This window comes from Bdellovibrionales bacterium (genome assembly GCA_016714165.1).
In the GTDB taxonomy this organism is placed as follows: domain Bacteria; phylum Bdellovibrionota; class Bdellovibrionia; order Bdellovibrionales; family UBA1609; genus JADJVA01.
On the sequence record JADJNU010000001.1, the window covers coordinates 2,117,229 to 2,133,838 of the forward strand.

Below are 16,610 nucleotides of genomic sequence, written 5' to 3' on the forward strand. Positions count from 1 at the left end.
TTCATTCACAAATCTCATATATGGAGTGCACTGATCATGCCGGCCAAAGATTGGCTATATTGATCCTTCACCAAATCAAACCGTACAATTACCTAGAATTTTGACAGATAGCATTGGAAGAACACTGACTCAGTTTGATACGTTTGTGACTGTCTCCACTTGAGTGAGGCTCAATAACTATTCCAACCGTCCTGCTTTTCATTTTTGCATACGATTTCCACAAGCATAATCAGATCAAACAACTCTTTGCCACTTGAAAAATAGCGTTCCACCGAATAGCGCTTCATGGTCGCCTTTTCCAATCCTTGCATGTCCTTTGAATCTCTACATAAATCTCTTCTCAACTTCTTCAAAGACTCATAGCGACCGCTGACGATTGATTCTTCAATGCGATGTCCCTCCTCAATCGCATGCGCTTCCCTTTCATATCCGGAAATGCGTATGGAATCCGTGCGAACAGAGTTGCTGCCTCCTCCCAGGCCTCCTTGATCAGCTACTGCGAGAGACGAAGAACAGACGAAAGAAGCGACCGTAATTAAAAAGAATGCCAAATTATTTCTTAGTACACACGATAGCGCTTGAACAAAAACTCGTTTCACTTTTTTTCCTTTTTCGAGATGCCGAGATTTCTTAATCAACTCCGCTACCCCGCGCATATATTCCTGGTGTAAATTAAATAAATCTTTGATGACGTCTTCACTCACATCATCAACTTGAAATTCAAATCGACCCTCATATGTCTTGGCGTTGTGTCTTTCCCTCTGCTCACGCAAAATGCTCTCCACAAACGAAAAGGATGATTTCTTAGATAATATTAATCTGACATCCTCCGCATAATACCTGTCATAACGACTCGACACGATCCCCTCGGAAATGAGCAACTGGACCAACTGAAGGCCTCGTTTTCCATAACGGTCTTGAAACTCGACGAAAGAAAGTCCTAATTCCTTTTCCTCAATGATATCCAGGGCAATGTGCATCAGTTCGACATTGTTTCCTATTTGATCTCCAACATTCTCAGGTAAATGAGTCTCCTTGATGCCGCTGGCCTCAAGTTGCTGAAGTTCCTCATACTCAGGAATTTCCTCGCGCATCGAGACATCCAACCACTCTCGCCGAGTCTCAAGAGTGGCACCACAACTCTTAAGAATTTTGAGACCCAAATCAATCCCAGCCCTTGCTTTGGCATTCTTAATATCGCTCAAATGTGATTTTGAAATATTTAAACTTGCTGCAAGAGAGGATAGACTCACCTCCGAGCGGTTCAAATAACTTCCTAAAATTTGGCAAAGCAATCCCTCGCGAACATGCATAGCCTACCCTTGGTTCCCACCTATTTGTATTAATATCTCAAGGCTAAGCTATGTAAAAGTGTTCCTGAATCAAGCTGGAGAAAATGAAAATAATCTTTTATTTGAAATGAAATTGAGCTTCAATTCTTGTAAAACCTTCTTGAAAACCACCCGGTAAAACTTCTTAAAACAACTCCAGCAAGTCTTTAGGAATTTGTTGGCAATTCATTTCAGGCCCGCGACACCTCTCTGATCGCTGACTTCCTTCATATACGTCATATATCTGAGTTCGAAGTCACGGTCGCCGCTGAATATCGAGATTCTAAATCCACGGGGAGAGTCTCTATTTCTACTCCCTCTCCCACTTCCTCTTCCTCGACATGAGTCAAACTTGAAGGAAGTGATTTGTGACTTTTTGCACCAAGTTTCTCAAGAAGCCTGGCTTGACCTAACACTCTTCTTTCCAAACGCATAAGTCCCGTTTCGTATTCTTGACGTGCCTTTTCTAAAAATTTTCCAATGTTGGAATAGGCTTCTATAAAATCGCAAAGGCGTTTGTGAAGCTCCTTGCCAACTTCAGAAATCTTTTGTGCATTGGCTGCCAACTTCTCCTCACTCCAACCAAACCGAATCACTTTAAGAAGTCCAACCAAAGTCGGTGGGGTTGAGATGAGTACTTTTCTCTGAAGGGCAAATTCGACGAGATCAGGTTCAGATTCAAGAGCCGCATAGAGAAAACTTTCATTAGGTAAAAACATAATTGTAAAATCGGCTGATTCTGCAATCGTCTCCCCATAGGCCCTCGCCGATAACTTTTTGACGTGGTCTTTCACATGACGCCCATGACGTACAAGTTCAGCTTTTTGAATTTCCGGATCAGCTGCTTCCAAAGAGCCAAGAAAGGCGTCGATTGGCGTCTTAGCATCTACAACAACAACCCTCCCACCTGGCATTCTCACTGTCATATCAGGAATCAAACGCTGACCGTCTTCTGAAGTTCTAACGTCTTGCAAATTAACATCGGAGTATTCCGACATTCCTGCCAATTCAATGCAATTCTTTAGCTGAATTTCTCCCCAACGACCGCGCACACTGGGCTTTTTCAGAGCGTCTTTGAGAGCGGCGGTTGTCCGTGAAAGCGCCGAGTTCGTGTCTGTCACTCTCCGCAACTCATTCTCAATCGACACAAATGATCTTTTGCGTTCAATCTCGATCTCTTGAGTAAATTCCTGATATTTTGTCAAAGTTTGGCGAATCGGCTCGAGAAGAAGCTGCAAATTCTGATCGCGTTCTCTTGATCAGACCTCTGAAACTGAGTTTCCTTACCAAGAACCTGCTGAGCCAGATCAATAAATACCCGATTGTTGCTTTCAAGAGCCTGAGAAGCAAGACCTCGAAACGCCTGTTGCAACTGCTCCCCCGATTGACTTAAAAACGACCTCTGTTCGCTGAGACTCTGAGCCAAACCTGATTTCTCAGATTCAAGTCGAGCGACATTCTGAAGCAAATCTTGATTTCTGCTTACGAGTGTTCTCAAATCCTCCTGGAGATTTTCAGTCTGAGATGTCTTTTGCCGGATCTCCTCTTGAATTCGGGAATGCTCGATTTGAAGATCGCTTTTAACCACTTCTAATTGAGTGAGGGCTGCTTGGGCCTTTGCTGTGAGCAGAGCCTTCCTTCGAACAAGTAGTCCAAGAATCAAATTACAAGCCAAGGAAATTCCGAATAAAATGAGGCAAACGGTTAACTCCACCATCGATTTCTCCCTCTTTCTTTTGATTGGAGCCGACCTGACCTCAGATGAAGTCGTCGGGCAAGAGTCTTTTTTTTACCGCATTGAGTCGTGATGCCCTGGTTTTCAGGCTGTGCAGTGAAACATGAGCGAGGTCGCCGGAAGAAACCAAAGATCTTCGGAATTCATGTTTTGCTGGCACGCCTGTTGAAATGAGTGGGACTGAGGAAGGAATGGATCGAATAACCAGTTCTTACGAGCAATAAACCTGATAGGAAGTGACAAAATTTGAAAAGTTGGGAAAAAATTTTACTCATCACGCTGCTACTTGAGGTCAACATTTTATTCACGATATGTGGATATGCGGCAAACTCGGCAAGCCGTCCGATTTCTCAAAAACCTCATCCGGGATCCAATTCAGCAGGCCTTTTACCTCCTCCGGCAACCACCATCGCTCGCTCCGAAAGGCCCTTGGCCTTTCGTGATTGGAAGCAGCAGCAAATTGAAGAAGCAAGGGCAACTCTTGAAAAGGCAACAAATCCCGGAAAATTGAGTGGAGACCCGACGACTGAGAGCCTTTCTCCTAGTGAAATCCCCACCTCAAATCGGGTTAAGTTTGCAGCTTCAAATTTGCCAGGTAACGAACGGCAGGCTCCGCGCAAAGGTGCCCTTCTGAGGGCCGCTTATGAGGGGTTGCAGTACGCTCACGATTTGGGGCTAGACGACTATGTTTCAGTCTATTTGCCTAATTTCAGAAATGATCTTTCCTCCTTAAGGGATTTGATGGGCCGTCTTTCTGACCAAGAGTCTGCCGAACTCACACAGGCTCTCATGAAAGAAAGAGAGAGGCAGTCGGCAGTCGGCTCCTACAGTAGCCCTCTTACCTCGATGGCTGATAGCCACCATGGCTTAGCCGAAGAAAGAAAATGATGCTTCACGTTATTTCACCAGATCTCTCTGTTTAGCGCCAGGTAGCTGCCAGTTCCATCTCCGCCTGGAACCTGGGGCTCTGCGCCTCACGAAAATCCCATAAAATTTCTCCAGCTCACCTTGACACTCCAATGGGTCATTCCATATTGGCCAGTGTCGTTAACAAACGTAATAACAGTGGCATTTTTTTATCATTAAACATGAAACATTGATTTCATAGGAGGGTCCTAGAATGGCTAATGCAAATTTTAACGTGCGCCCTTTGCACGATCGAGTTCTGGTTCGTCGTTTAGATGAAGCAGAGGTCACAGCCGGAGGAATCATTATTCCGGACACAGCTAAAGAAAAACCCCAGCGTGGAGAGATCGTTGCCACCGGCAATGGACGAGTCACCGAGGACGGTAAGGTGTTGCCCTTGGAAGTGAAAACTGGCGATAAGGTCCTTTTTAGTAAATACGCAGGAACTGAGCTTAAGCTGAATGGCAATGAGTTACTGATGATGCGCGAAGAAGATGTATTAGGAATTTTTAACTAAAAAAGAAAAAGAAGAGGTATGAAAATGAGTAAAGAATTGCGTTTCAGTGAAGATGCTCGTAACGCCATTTTGCGTGGAGTAAATGTTCTCGCAAATGCGGTGAAAGTAACCCTCGGACCAAAGGGTCGCAATGTGGTTATTGAAAAATCTTTTGGCGCCCCGCTGATCACTAAGGATGGCGTGACGGTTGCGAAAGAAATCGATCTTGAGAATAAATTTGAAAATATGGGCGCGCAGATGGTTAAGGAAGTTGCCAGCAAAACGAATGATGATGCTGGAGACGGAACCACCACTGCGACAGTACTTGCACAGGCTATTTTTCGTGAAGGAGCGAAGATTGTGAGTGCAGGCCACAACCCTATGGTTGTCAAAAAGGGTATTGATAAAGCCGTCGATTATATCAAGGCCGAGCTTGGCAAAATGGCAAAACCCGTAAAAGACAAAAAGGAAATTGCCCAGGTGGGAACTATTTCCGCCAATAACGATTCAGAGATTGGCAACATGATCTCTGAGGCCATGGATAAAGTTGGCAAAGAAGGTGTTATCACCGTTGAAGAAAGCAAAACAGCCTTGACTGAACTGAGCGTTGTTGAGGGGATGCAGTTTGACCGTGGCTATCTCTCTCCTTACTTCATTACCAACGCAGAAAGAATGGAAACCGTACTTGAAAATGCCTATGTGCTAATTTACGACAAAAAAATCGGCTCAATGAAGGACATGCTCAGTGTTCTTGAAGGAACAGCAAAGCAGGGGCGTCCTCTGGTTATCATTGCTGAAGACGTTGAAGGCGAGGCCCTGGCGACTCTTGTGGTGAATAAGCTCCGTGGTACAATCCAGGTTGCGGCTGTTAAGGCGCCTGGTTTTGGAGATCGTCGTAAAGCGATGTTGGAAGACATTGCAGTCGTGACTGGTGGAACTCTTATCAGCGAAGACACTGGGCGAAAATTGGAACAGGCGACTTTGGCTGATCTCGGACAGGCAAAGCGTGTCGTTATTGACAAAGATAACACAACGATCATTGATGGTTCCGGGGGCAAAAAGGAAATTCAAGGTCGCGTGGGCCAAATTCGAGCCCAGATTGAAGAGACAACCAGCGACTATGACAAGGAAAAACTCAAGGAACGCTTGGCTAAATTAGCCGGTGGTGTTGCCGTGATTCACGTTGGAGCTCCCTCAGAAGTTGAAATGAAGGAGAAGAAAGCTCGAGTCGAAGATGCTCTTAATGCAACTCGTGCAGCCGTTGAAGAGGGTATTGTCGCCGGCGGAGGAACTGCTCTTCTGCGTGCCTCTCGTGGTGTTGAAGATTTGGAGTTAAGTGAAGAGGAGCGTTTCGGTGCTCGTATCATTCGCCGTGCTTGTGAAGAGCCATTGCGCCAGATCGCTGCAAATGCGGGTATTGACGGCGCCATCGTTCTCGATCGAGTTCTTGGCAATAAGACGGGAGCTTACGGTTTCAACGCTCTCACCGAGCAGTACGAAGATCTCCTGAAGGCGGGCGTGATAGATCCAATGAAAGTCGTTCGTTGTGCTCTTGAAAACGCGGCTTCAGTTTCTTCTCTTATGCTGACAACCGAGACCATGATTGCTGAGGCCCCTAAAAAGGATGATGGCAGAGGTGCCGCTCCAGACATGGGCGGAGGCGGAATGGGCGGAATGGGCGGAATGCCAATGATGTAATTTGGTTTTGAGAACTTAACAAGTTCTCAGGGCTTCAACGAATCAATTCTTTGAGCTTCAAGCTTTAAGATCAGAGGCCTGGGAAGTAAAAATCCCGGGCCTCTTTAGTTTTGACGCTATAAAAGGATTTTTAAAAGAGGAAATGTACAGCGGCTGACAAGCCGGTGTGACGATGACTCAAGCTCTTCGCTGCCTCATCTCCACGCCCTCCCGGTCCGAAGAATTTTGCTGAATACGCAGCAAAGTCGAGAGAGGCTTCAATTTTTAGGTGCTCACCAAGACGACGGCTTCCTATGATACCAAACTGATTAATCGAGGCATCGTTATCATCCCCAGATGATACTGGACTTTCCTTTAAGGAAGGATTTAAAAAATAATTGATGTAACCGCCAACACTCCAATCCAGATCGTCAGTGACGGGAAAAGATCCCTTTGCACCAAACTTAAACCCACCAAAATCCGACGTGGTAAATCCTCTCAAATCAGAGTCGTCGACGTAGAGACGATAATTTGAATACCCAAAATTACTTTCGACTCTAGTATCCCAAATGCTGTAGCCAGTAATAAAAACATAGGCCAAGGAAAGGTCCGTTTCTGTCAGCGACTGAGACAAACTTACAGGATTAGAATTTGATCGAGGATTATCTATTGGAATGATTCCTTGATTGAGACGCGCCCTCACCGTCCATTCAGGAGTAATCCAAAGTTCTCCCTCGAGAGCAACCAGTGGATACAATGAATTGGTGGCACTTATTGGACCAACCGTATTTAAGGACATGTTTTCGTAAAACTGTCCAAATCCAAAGCGTGCCCCTACTTGCCCAAAAGTTGGGGGACGTTTTGGCACCCAAGAATTGGGGTTCTCGCCAAAGGATGTCTGAGCTTCAGAACCTACCCCCTTCGCCGCCCCTCCAGAATCAGGAGAACTCAAACCCGTGATGGGATATGACACTGAATCAAGCCCTGCTAACTTTGTACCCTTTCCGAGAGCATTCTTGTCTTTCTCAAGAACAACTTGACCAAAACTGAGGGTATCATCGATTTTAAGTAATTTGATTTTACCAATGATTTCCTTTTCCGTACCAACCATGAAATTAAACTTCGGATGCCTTTTCAACTGCAGAATTTGGATGGCGTTAATTACGGATTCCTCAGTAATTCCATCTCTCTTGCCGAGGTTGACTGTCACCCTTTGGCCCTGACGACTTAGAATCATACCCTGATAGGGCAGTTGGCCAATTAATCGCGACCACAGAATCGATGTCTGTTCCTGAAGAGAAGCAATATCAAATTGCTTCAAATCATTGGCTTCAGCCTGGATAAACAGTTTCCCGTCTCTCACCAAGAACAAGTCTAGTCGAATAGAAACACCGTTAGGACCTTTGGTTATCTTTGCCGCAATTATTCCATCCGCGCCTATTCCGACTCCCAACTCACGAACTTTATTTTCATCTTGTTCCAATTCAGGAGCCGTCATCAATGGACCAGAAAGACTGGCTTCAACGTAATTCCAGCGATGACCAGCTTTTACTTTATCAATAAGATCGCTCTCAATTGGACGCGAATAGATTCCCTCGAGGTTGTCAGACACCGGCAAAACTGAAATCCTTTGAATACTCACCAGGTCGTCGACCGCGCTGCTCAAACTGCGTCCTTGGTCCTGCCCCATACAAAGGCCGTGCAGCCCCATTGCGAATCCAGCAAGTAAAATGAAAAACGGAACCTTTTCCAAAACCAATGCCCTCATCGGCTATATCCCTCCACGATATTGTCCCCTCGGGAATATTCGCGGTCAATTTCCATTAAGGTGTTCTCGAAAAATTCCGATTTTTACCTAAGAGCGAGGGGCAATGCGAAACCTAACAATGATGATATTTTTTTTTTTCTTTCGCTAAAAGCTCTGCCCGCCCTCTCACAATTAGATCCTAGCAGTGCAACTTTGCTAAAATCTACCGAAACCGAAACAGATGGCGAGTCACTGGACGAAAGCCGCTATAATGTAAAAGCAAGCCAAAAGTCCTCAGTTAAATTACCAGAGGATACTCTTTCAAGGGATTCTGGTTTAAGCCCTAAATCAGTAAACCTCAGACCCAAAGCACCGAATGAAATGGCATCGCCGCTTGCAAACCAAGAGCAAAAACAAGGACAAGTTCTTCAAAGCCAAACGCCTCTCCCCCCCGAGAAGCTTGGCGTGGAAACCTTGAACTCCAGCAAGGGAGAGAGTTTAAAAACTGCAACCGAGAATGAATCGCCCCAAGAGAAGAACTCTGAATTGGGAGACCACGTGCGCGAACTCATCTTGGGAGGATCTCAGGAGAGTATCCAGGAATACAAAGCACTTCTTCATCCTTACGATTTACGCCAAAATCTCGTCGAAATCGGAGCTTCCGCCGGCATGTTCTATCAGAACTCCGGCAGCAACTATTGGTATCGTCGCTATTACTCATTTAGCCCCCTGATTACGGCCGAAACGGCTTTTTAGCTCACTCCATTTTTGGGATTTAAAGGCGAATTTTCCACCAGTCTGGCGAGTGAAATCAATGGAGATCCAGCAGGAACAAGAAAAATTCCAGCCGATCACCAATGGTGGTCTGGTGGTATTCGATTCCGCAAATCATTTGGACTCGATCGAAGATCTCCTCACCTTTTGATTGGTTTGGATTTCAATGAGAGCCGCATGACAGTGCCAGCCAACGATCCCGACCGCATTCGTGTTCGAACCTCGGGTCTGGCAATATCTGCCGGACTTCAAAGGCCGTCAAGTCAAACTCATATCTGGGATTTTGGGGTCCGTCTCCTCCCGCGGGCAGATCAACAAGAAGGCAAAACAGCCTCAACTGTTCGATCAGGACTAAAGCAACAGACCTATTCTGTGGGATTTTGGATCGGCTCGCGCCTTCTATTGGACAGAAAAAATCAATATTTTTGGCAGGTTTCCCATTGCCTTGATAAATCGCTCTATGACGGACAGGCAAATCAGGTAGATCCGATTTCGGGAATTCAGCCATCAGGGGTTCAAGTGACTCTGGGAACAACTCTGTTTCGCCTTGGATACACCTGGGGAGAATAAGCCGAGAGCAACTCAAAGTTCTCTCCTGCGCGAGGGAGACTGTTTGCTCACACTCCTCATTTCACTCCTTAAAGCTCTGCGCCTTTTCCCTTTCCACCATTTCACACCCAGGTAGCCTAGGATTGCCAGGCCTATCAAAGCAAAAAGGGACATTTGAATCTTCTTGGCGAAATTCATTGCTTCATCCAAATGGTTCGCAAACCACCACCCGCCAACCACCCAAACCGGAACGCTGATCAAAGCGGCGAAACCATCCAGACAAAAAAACACGACAGGTCTCACTCCCATTATGCCGGCCGTCAGAAAAATAGCTGACCTAAGCCCTGGCAAAAATCGTGCAGAGAAACAAATAAACTTCGAATTCTTGAGGACTCTCCTCTCTGCATGAGCCACCCGTTCCGGCGTGAAAAGGCGACTAAAAACAGGCAACTGAAATATCCTGCGTCCGTATTTTCTGCCTGCAAAAAAAAGAATCGCATCCCCGATCATAACTCCAACAAATCCGCAGAGCAGCGCCCCCGCCAACGAAATATTACCTAAACCTGCCAAAATGCCTGCAGCGATGAGTGTTATATCCTCGGGAATTGGAACTCCCAATCCGCAGATTGTAAGAATTCCCAAAATGACAATATAAGCCTTTAGTCCAGTAAAGGCGGTGATAAACGCAATCACTTTTACACCGAAAGATTCAGAGTCCATGAGAGAATATTCTATTTGGGATGAACAAGTTGCACCACTATAATAAATGATATGAAACTAAAACTAGTCATAGTTGATGACGCTCCGTTCATTAGAGAAATAATAAGAAATATCTTTTTGAAGACAGACATAAATGTCGTGGGAGAGGCCAGCAACGGTGCTGAAGCCTTTGATATCGTGTCTTCCTCAAACCCCGATGTCGTCCTAATGGATATCGTTATGCCCATAATGAGTGGTATAGATGCCACGCGAAAAATTCTCAACCAATTTCCTCAAATCAAAGTAATTGCCTGTACAACCATCGATCAGGAAGAGATGATTCTGAAGGCGCTGGATGCCGGATGTTGCAACTTTGTCTCAAAGCCCTTTGCGGCTCAAACCTTGATAAATTCTGTCTATGAGGCCTACGACAAAAAGGAGAAATCATGAAACAATTTATTTTCTTTTTCAAAACGATCCTTTTTACTTTTTTACTGGCCATCCTTCTTCAGACCCTCGTAGACAATCGGCCTCTCGAAGCCCACCTGATGCAATGGGTAGCCACAAGCCCCATTCTTGAGCCCATAAAATCCGTTTCCAATTCGGCCGTGAGTACTTTTCGGCGTGGATGGCAAGAGGTGAATTCAAGAATACAAGCGAGGCTTAACAACACGGGGGCGAAGGAAAAAAACCGCCTGCAACTCGAATTAAAACGAAGCAAAGAATTTTTACAGGAACAGGGAACTCACGCCAAAAATAAATTGGAGGAGTCATGGCAAAGTCTCTCCACAGATACAAGTCCGAGCGAAAAATCAAAAAATCCCAATTCTAAGTAAAATTTTCTCCTGCTCTACAGAGGTCAAGATGCGGAGCATGGAATCCATTTTTTCACTGAGCGGGCTTAGATTTATACTTGGCTGGAACACGGCGGTCTTCCACCTGTATGTCTGAACCCTGGCCTCCATTCAGCCACTTACCTACCACCACTTTTTCGTTCTGGGGCTCTCGACTACCTTCCCCATATACGTTTGCGTTCCGACAATTTGCTTCCTTCAACTCACCTATCTGAGGTTGATTGGCCTTTCCATGAGCCAGAAAACTCATAAATAGGGACGAACTTAATACTATCAATCGCAGGTTCTTCATATAGCTACTCCTCTTGAGAGCTCACCGACTTGGTCTCTCTCTCTAGAAATGAGGAAGAGCGAATACGGTGCCATCTGAGACCGTTTTATGATTTGATAATATCTAATATTTTCAATATGTTAGAGAATTTCATTTGGGCCACCTTGGCAATGCCCTCAAATCAGCGGCCATAGACCGGAAATTCGTCACTGGAGTGTCTCGTAATTGGACAGTTCGAAGCGGTGTGCCTTCAAAAGAACCGTCCCTCTCTACTCGGTGGCAGGAGTGTCTCCTTTTCCAGGAAGCTTGGTTCCTGAATCTCCTCGCGGGTCCAGAATGCGCGAAACTCTTTGCTCAATTTTTCCTGGATTTTCACGTTCGCCAGGAAAGTGCCTCTTGGCACACCCCCCAGGACACTCCGATGAGGTGGCGGCTCCATCATCCGGCGTCCCGCCAAACTGAGGCTCCTCTTGATACTCCACAGGCTCTTCGGCATGAGCAATTGCTGCCAGATTGTGCGAATAGAGAACCGCAGAAAGAACCAGAAGCCGAACCAGTACACATCTCGCTTTACCAAAATCACCCAAAACCATAAAAACCTGCCCCCTCTTAGAGCTAGAGATTCGCTTCTGCCGTGGCTGGAGCAATAAGTTCCAAAAAAGTATTAAATATGTTTCCAACCTGGACGGCCACGGTGAGGCCATCTGCACTTTGAACCTTATCCACCTCTCCACTTGGCTTGTAACTCACTTTGATTGTTCCAAGACCCGGTCTTTCCACAGATGACGGCAAGCCAAATCTCTCCTCATATCCAATTTTGACCAGCTTTTTTGATTGATCTTCAACAACCGCCATTCTGCCTCGAACATCGTACTGTATTTTAGCCAATTGACCTTCTGAATTCTTCGCAAAAATGAGATTGCACTTCGGACTGTCATATTTAAATGAAGTCTTTGTCTCTTTGGCCAGCTTCCGTTTGACACTTGATACCTTTCTTTTCCCGCCAGCCGAGACCGGATCCTCTGACATAAAATATTTCACATCAACTTCAGATACTTTCTGACATTTTGGTTCGTACTTAAATGCTAAACTCCTCAGTGCCTCATCCTTGGTTTTCACCATACCGTTGTCGTAGTAGGTGTAGGACACTTTGACCATATTTTTAATTATGGAAATAGGCTTACCAAACACTTCATGGTAGACAACATCGGAGATAGCGCCGTTGTTATCAGTTCGAACCCGATACAGATACTTTCCGAGGCCATCCTTTCTTTTTTCGTGAAAAAATTCATAGGAACTCTTATTTGCAACCTTCTCACCGCATTTCTTCTCAACTGTCGACCAATAATGATCTTTAGGGTTTTCCTTGTCGACATCGTATTTATAGCTCTCCACGCAGCCTCGACGATTTCTGAATTTTGTCACCCAGTCTTTGTCATTATTGTAGGAAATCTCCTTAAATGTTCCATCCGGATAGTCAATTTTGGTGAGATTGTGAACACCATCGTATTTGTACTTGAATGTATTTTTCCAGGCATTGGTCACCTCGCGCAGGTCCTCACCATCAAACTTATATTTAACGGCCATCCCATTCGGACCCGAAATTTCGGAAAGACGCTTTGCAGAGCCATAATTAAATGAAAGTTTACGACCATTGTTATCAACGACGCTGATCAGAGAATCTCCCTTCCAGGAGAGCTTCAAATGATTTCCGTTTCGATCATACATAGAATAAAGGAGCCCTTCACTGTCAAAAAGTTGAAAGGTTCCATCTTCGAGTGATCTCTTATACTTCCCATCCACAAACACCAGATTCTCGGCCTCACGGCCATTTGCGTAGTAAGTTCGACCAGAAACGATATCGCCCTTCAGCTTCAACTGTCTGGTGAATTCATCACGAAGACTAGAACTCTCCATCAGCTCCTTTTCTAAATCCTTAAAATATTGTGGTTTAAGATCTGCATTTCGCTTTTTGACTTCGGCCATGATCGAGCCAATTGTGTTGTTTACCTTTTCAGATTTGTAATCCTTTGGCATAAAAGATACTTCAAGCCCGCCTCCACATTCGGTGATTCGTATATTCCCTTCTGCCGTCACCTCAAGTTTAGTTTCAAAATCAGAGCACCAACCAAAACCGAACAAGCCATTAAAGAGTGAGCGACTATTGTAAGTGCGCTGAACCCGAAGATCATACCCAGATCCTGGGACCGTCAAATCTGTCCATGTATTGGCGTAATTCGCATTTTTCATGTCCACAACAGCAGATGCCTCACGAACAAAAAAAATAGCCATTATCACAAGAATAAAGTTCCTCATTCTCGAGTCACCCGTTTCTCCCTTTTTACACCCTGATTGTAACAATTTTTTTCATCATCACTCCACCGATTACTTGCAGACCGAGCATGATAGCTAGTGCAATCCAGCCCAAAGGCGTGGAAAAAAGTGGTTTGACATAGTTGGGATCAATAACGAGAAAAATGATCAGCAAGACAAACGGGACCAAGGTAATAATAACCGCTTGCATAAGACCTTGAGCCGTCATCGCTTGTATCTTCTTTTCTACCTTTTGTCGCTCTCGAATAGTCATCACAATTGTGGAGAAAGTTTCGGAGAGATTTCCTCCGGTTTCTTTGAGAATATTTACTGCTGTCACAAACATCTGCACATCTTGTCGAGGAACTCGGTCACCCATCTCATTCAAGGCCTCCTCAACAGACATGCCAAGACGAATTTTATTTAAAACAAGAGTGTACTCCTGGGCGATGGGTCCTGACATATTCATCACAACGCGTTCCATTGATTGCGTTATGCTCAGTCCACTCTTTATTCCATTGGACATAATCGTCAATCCATCAACCATTTGATCCGTAAAGCGAGTGCAACGCCTCTCCCAGAGAGATCGCATTAAATTTTTTGGAATGGACCAACCAATAAGAGTCACAATAAATCCGAAAATAATGCCAATAATCAAATTAGGCCAAAAAATCAAGAAAACCAGAGCTCCCATTCCAAAACTCAACAGAAACATCAATAAAGTCACCCTCGTGCGATTCGTCTCTACAAACATCATATCTAGCAAACGGAGAACCTCTTCTCTGTTTCCTAAACTTCGTTCATGGAGCTTGTGGAGAAGTTTATCGGACATGAGATAAGACAAAATAAATATTGAGATTCCAAACAACAAAATGACAATAAAGTCGTTTCCAAAGATGACACTCATGTTTCCTCTCCTCCCACTTTTTTTATAGGATTCGACCTCGTCATTCGCGAATTGAGTTGGGGAGACACCCGCGGCCGAGGACCTCCCTGTGAATTCGCAGCCTGACCAGCATTTGTTGGAGTATCTGTGGTGTTCGTGGTAAATAAATTCCGTGGTATCGTCACTCCCCGCGCTTCAAATTTCTCAATGAATGTGGGAATGAGTCCCATGGCCTGAAACGTCCCTATAATTTTTCTATTTTTATCGAAGCCCTCCTCCTTGAAACGGAAAATTTCTTGAAGAGTAACCACTTCACCCTGCATTCCGACGACTTCTGTAATACTTGCCAGTTTCCTGCTGCCATCACTCATTCTTGATATCTGCACGATAAGATCGACCGCTCCAGCAATTTGTTCCCGAATTGCTCTTACGGGAAGATCCATTCCAGCCATCAGGCAAAGAGTCTCCAGTCGGGATACAGCCTCCCTCGGATTGTTGGCGTGAACCGTCGTCATGGATCCATCATGGCCTGTGTTCATCGCCGCCAACATATCCAAGGCGGCTCCATCTCGACACTCTCCTACAATGATCCGATCTGGTCTCATTCTTAAAGAGTTCCGAACCAGATCTCGGATCGAAATCTCTCCTGAGCCCTCCATGTTGGCAGGCCGAGTTTCTAATCTTACAACATGCTCCTGTTTTAACTGCAATTCAGCAGCATCTTCAACTGTGATAATTCTCTCATTGGCCGGAATAAATCCCGACATCACATTGAGTAAAGTCGTTTTGCCGGACCCAGTACCTCCAGAAATAATTATATTGAGACCCTCTTCCACACAAATTCTGATGAAGTCCACCATAGACTGAGTCATCGATTTAAATCGATGAACATAGTCATCGGGAACAATGCGATCTTGAGGAAATTTTCGAATAGTAACTGCTGGACCGTCGATCGACAGTGGCTCAATCACCGCATTGACACGACTTCCATCTGCCAAGCGAGCGTCACAGTAGGGAGTTTTCTCGTCAATCCTTCGTCCCAATGGAGTCACTATTCTCTCAATCACATTTCGCAGCTGGAGGTTTGACGTAAAGGTCACGGTGCTCAATGTGAGTTTTCCGTTTTTCTCGATATAAATTTTATTGGATCCGTTAACCATTATCTCGGTGACAGTTGGGTCGGCAAGTAAGTCTTCTAATGGCCCCAAGCCAAGTGACTCATCAAGAACCTCTTTAATCACCCGGCTACGCTGATCGCGTGGCATTCCCTGGCCAAGCTTATCGGCCAACTGAGTAATCACTCGTTGCGTTTTTGAGTGAAGTTCTTTTTCCTTTGCTGTATCGCCCTTTGAGCTTGTCAAATCCTTTTTGAGATCCATCTCCTTGATTAGCTCACTGTGAATCTGTAGCTTCATTTGCGTAAGGAAATCCAACTCTCGATGAGGTTTCTCCATTGGAGAGGATGATTGTCCAGCCCTCAGTTGAGGGGCGGTACCGGAGGAGAGAGTCGTCGATAGGGCTTTCAAATTTTGCGGGCGAGACAAACCTTTCAGCTTTTGAATGATACCACCAGTGAGAACTCTTACGATGTCGTGATAGGCTGAGGTAATTGGAATATTCTGAGCAGTCAAAACAAACGGGGTTGAGCGCTGAAGAGCCGTGTAAGCTGTCTGATCGTCCTGAGGTATAGACCCAATGACTGGTCGCCTTAACCCCTGACTAATCACTCTCTGATCAATACTGGTACGCGAGACCATATTCAAGACTATCTGAAATAAATCCCCTGGCACAGTTGCTGCCATAAGGTCATTCATCACTCTACGAGTTTGATTGACTGCTAAGACTTCTGCTGTTGTTACGACGATGACAGAGCTCGAATCCTCAATCATACCCAGTTGGAGAGGCGTTATATCTGATCCTAGATCCACCACGATGAATTTATAATTTTGACTGAGAACAAATAGTTGCTTCCTAAATAGCTCGGGTGAGGCATCCAGGACCTGATCAGGAGTTTGCACCGCGCCTAAGAAATGAAGTCCAGATGCGTGCTGGGCAACGATTGTTCCAATGTTTTGGGCGTTAATAGAAACCTTCAAGTTGGCCAGATCTCCGGCGGTCTTCTGCGGACGCAGCCCGGTGATCACGTTCTGATCACCGCAACTTCTTGCATCTAAATCAATGAGAAGCGTTTTCGCTCTCATTTCAAGCATCAAAGTACAAGCCAGATTGGCCGCAAAAACGCTCTTCCCGACACCACCCTTGCCGCCCATGACGCAAATCAAATGGCAATTTTCATGAATAGCCAATTTAAGCTCCCTCTATCGTCCTATCGGAAAAAAGGGAGAAAGTCTGAGGCTTGATCACCCCGACTC

The 16,610-nt window shown here is 45.3% G+C and carries 17 protein-coding genes; 7 read left to right on the forward strand and 10 right to left on the reverse strand.

What is annotated here, in order from left to right; translation table 11 throughout:
- Positions 1-170: 170 nt before the first annotated feature.
- The 3 genes from IPJ71_09610 to IPJ71_09620 all read right to left on the reverse strand — a co-directional run bounded on the left by IPJ71_09610 (position 171) and on the right by IPJ71_09620 (position 3,048).
- Positions 171-1,313, reverse strand: a complete 1,143-nt coding sequence (locus IPJ71_09610; protein MBK7843938.1) for a hypothetical protein — start codon at positions 1,311-1,313, stop codon at positions 171-173.
- A gap of 254 nt (positions 1,314-1,567) precedes the next feature.
- Complete coding sequence (locus tag IPJ71_09615; GenBank protein MBK7843939.1) at positions 1,568-2,536, reverse strand: DNA recombination protein RmuC; 969 nt, start codon at positions 2,534-2,536, stop codon at positions 1,568-1,570.
- The gene (locus IPJ71_09620) at positions 2,533-3,048 is read right to left on the reverse strand and encodes a hypothetical protein (protein ID MBK7843940.1); all 516 of its coding nucleotides are present in this window, start codon (positions 3,046-3,048) and stop codon (positions 2,533-2,535) included. Before IPJ71_09620 ends, IPJ71_09615 begins: the two co-directional genes overlap by 4 nt.
- Positions 3,049-3,312: 264 nt before the next feature.
- Here IPJ71_09620 and IPJ71_09625 point away from each other — a divergent pair, with 264 nt between their 5' ends.
- The 3 genes from IPJ71_09625 to groL all read left to right on the forward strand — a co-directional run bounded on the left by IPJ71_09625 (position 3,313) and on the right by groL (position 6,166).
- Positions 3,313-3,954, forward strand: coding sequence for a hypothetical protein (locus IPJ71_09625; protein MBK7843941.1), 642 nt, complete (start codon positions 3,313-3,315; stop codon positions 3,952-3,954).
- A gap of 232 nt (positions 3,955-4,186) precedes the next feature.
- Positions 4,187-4,489, forward strand: a complete 303-nt coding sequence (gene groES, locus IPJ71_09630) for a co-chaperone GroES (GenBank protein MBK7843942.1) — start codon at positions 4,187-4,189, stop codon at positions 4,487-4,489.
- Positions 4,490-4,513: 24 nt separating this feature from the next.
- Complete coding sequence (gene groL, locus IPJ71_09635; GenBank protein MBK7843943.1) at positions 4,514-6,166, forward strand: chaperonin GroEL; 1,653 nt, start codon at positions 4,514-4,516, stop codon at positions 6,164-6,166.
- 130 nt (positions 6,167-6,296) lie between these two features.
- Here groL and IPJ71_09640 read toward each other — a convergent pair whose 3' ends face one another.
- Positions 6,297-7,913 (reverse strand): hypothetical protein, encoded by a 1,617-nt coding sequence (locus IPJ71_09640; GenBank protein MBK7843944.1) that lies wholly within the window; start codon positions 7,911-7,913, stop codon positions 6,297-6,299.
- A 60-nt stretch (positions 7,914-7,973) separates the two neighbouring features.
- On the opposite strand from IPJ71_09640, the gene IPJ71_09645 reads away from it, so the two are divergent.
- Both IPJ71_09645 and IPJ71_09650 read left to right on the forward strand, forming a co-directional pair.
- A complete protein-coding gene (locus IPJ71_09645) occupies positions 7,974-8,648 on the forward strand; it encodes a hypothetical protein (protein ID MBK7843945.1) in 675 nt (224 codons plus the stop codon).
- Positions 8,649-8,660: 12 nt separating this feature from the next.
- A complete protein-coding gene (locus IPJ71_09650; protein ID MBK7843946.1) occupies positions 8,661-9,236 on the forward strand; it encodes a hypothetical protein in 576 nt (191 codons plus the stop codon).
- A 12-nt stretch (positions 9,237-9,248) separates the two neighbouring features.
- Here IPJ71_09650 and IPJ71_09655 read toward each other — a convergent pair whose 3' ends face one another.
- On the reverse strand, positions 9,249-9,935 hold the full coding sequence (locus tag IPJ71_09655) for a DedA family protein (GenBank protein MBK7843947.1): 687 nt from the start codon (positions 9,933-9,935) through the stop codon (positions 9,249-9,251).
- A 51-nt stretch (positions 9,936-9,986) separates the two neighbouring features.
- Between IPJ71_09655 and IPJ71_09660 the strand changes: the two genes are divergently transcribed.
- Positions 9,987-10,364 (forward strand): response regulator, encoded by a 378-nt coding sequence (locus IPJ71_09660; protein MBK7843948.1) that lies wholly within the window; start codon positions 9,987-9,989, stop codon positions 10,362-10,364.
- Positions 10,361-10,750 (forward strand): hypothetical protein, encoded by a 390-nt coding sequence (locus IPJ71_09665; protein ID MBK7843949.1) that lies wholly within the window; start codon positions 10,361-10,363, stop codon positions 10,748-10,750. Before IPJ71_09660 ends, IPJ71_09665 begins: the two co-directional genes overlap by 4 nt.
- Positions 10,751-10,802: 52 nt before the next feature.
- Here the strand turns inward: IPJ71_09665 and IPJ71_09670 are convergent, their stop codons facing one another.
- The 5 genes from IPJ71_09670 to tadA form a co-directional block, all read right to left on the reverse strand.
- Positions 10,803-11,060 (reverse strand): hypothetical protein, encoded by a 258-nt coding sequence (locus IPJ71_09670; protein MBK7843950.1) that lies wholly within the window; start codon positions 11,058-11,060, stop codon positions 10,803-10,805.
- A 248-nt stretch (positions 11,061-11,308) separates the two neighbouring features.
- A complete protein-coding gene (locus tag IPJ71_09675) occupies positions 11,309-11,632 on the reverse strand; it encodes a hypothetical protein (protein ID MBK7843951.1) in 324 nt (107 codons plus the stop codon).
- A gap of 22 nt (positions 11,633-11,654) precedes the next feature.
- Positions 11,655-13,331, reverse strand: a complete 1,677-nt coding sequence (locus IPJ71_09680; protein MBK7843952.1) for an RHS repeat protein — start codon at positions 13,329-13,331, stop codon at positions 11,655-11,657.
- Between the two features lie 49 nt (positions 13,332-13,380).
- On the reverse strand, positions 13,381-14,259 hold the full coding sequence (locus tag IPJ71_09685) for a type II secretion system F family protein (protein MBK7843953.1): 879 nt from the start codon (positions 14,257-14,259) through the stop codon (positions 13,381-13,383).
- On the reverse strand, positions 14,256-16,508 hold the full coding sequence (gene tadA, locus IPJ71_09690) for a Flp pilus assembly complex ATPase component TadA (GenBank protein ID MBK7843954.1): 2,253 nt from the start codon (positions 16,506-16,508) through the stop codon (positions 14,256-14,258). The genes IPJ71_09685 and tadA overlap by 4 nt, the downstream gene beginning before the upstream one ends.
- Positions 16,509-16,610: the final 102 nt, after the last annotated feature.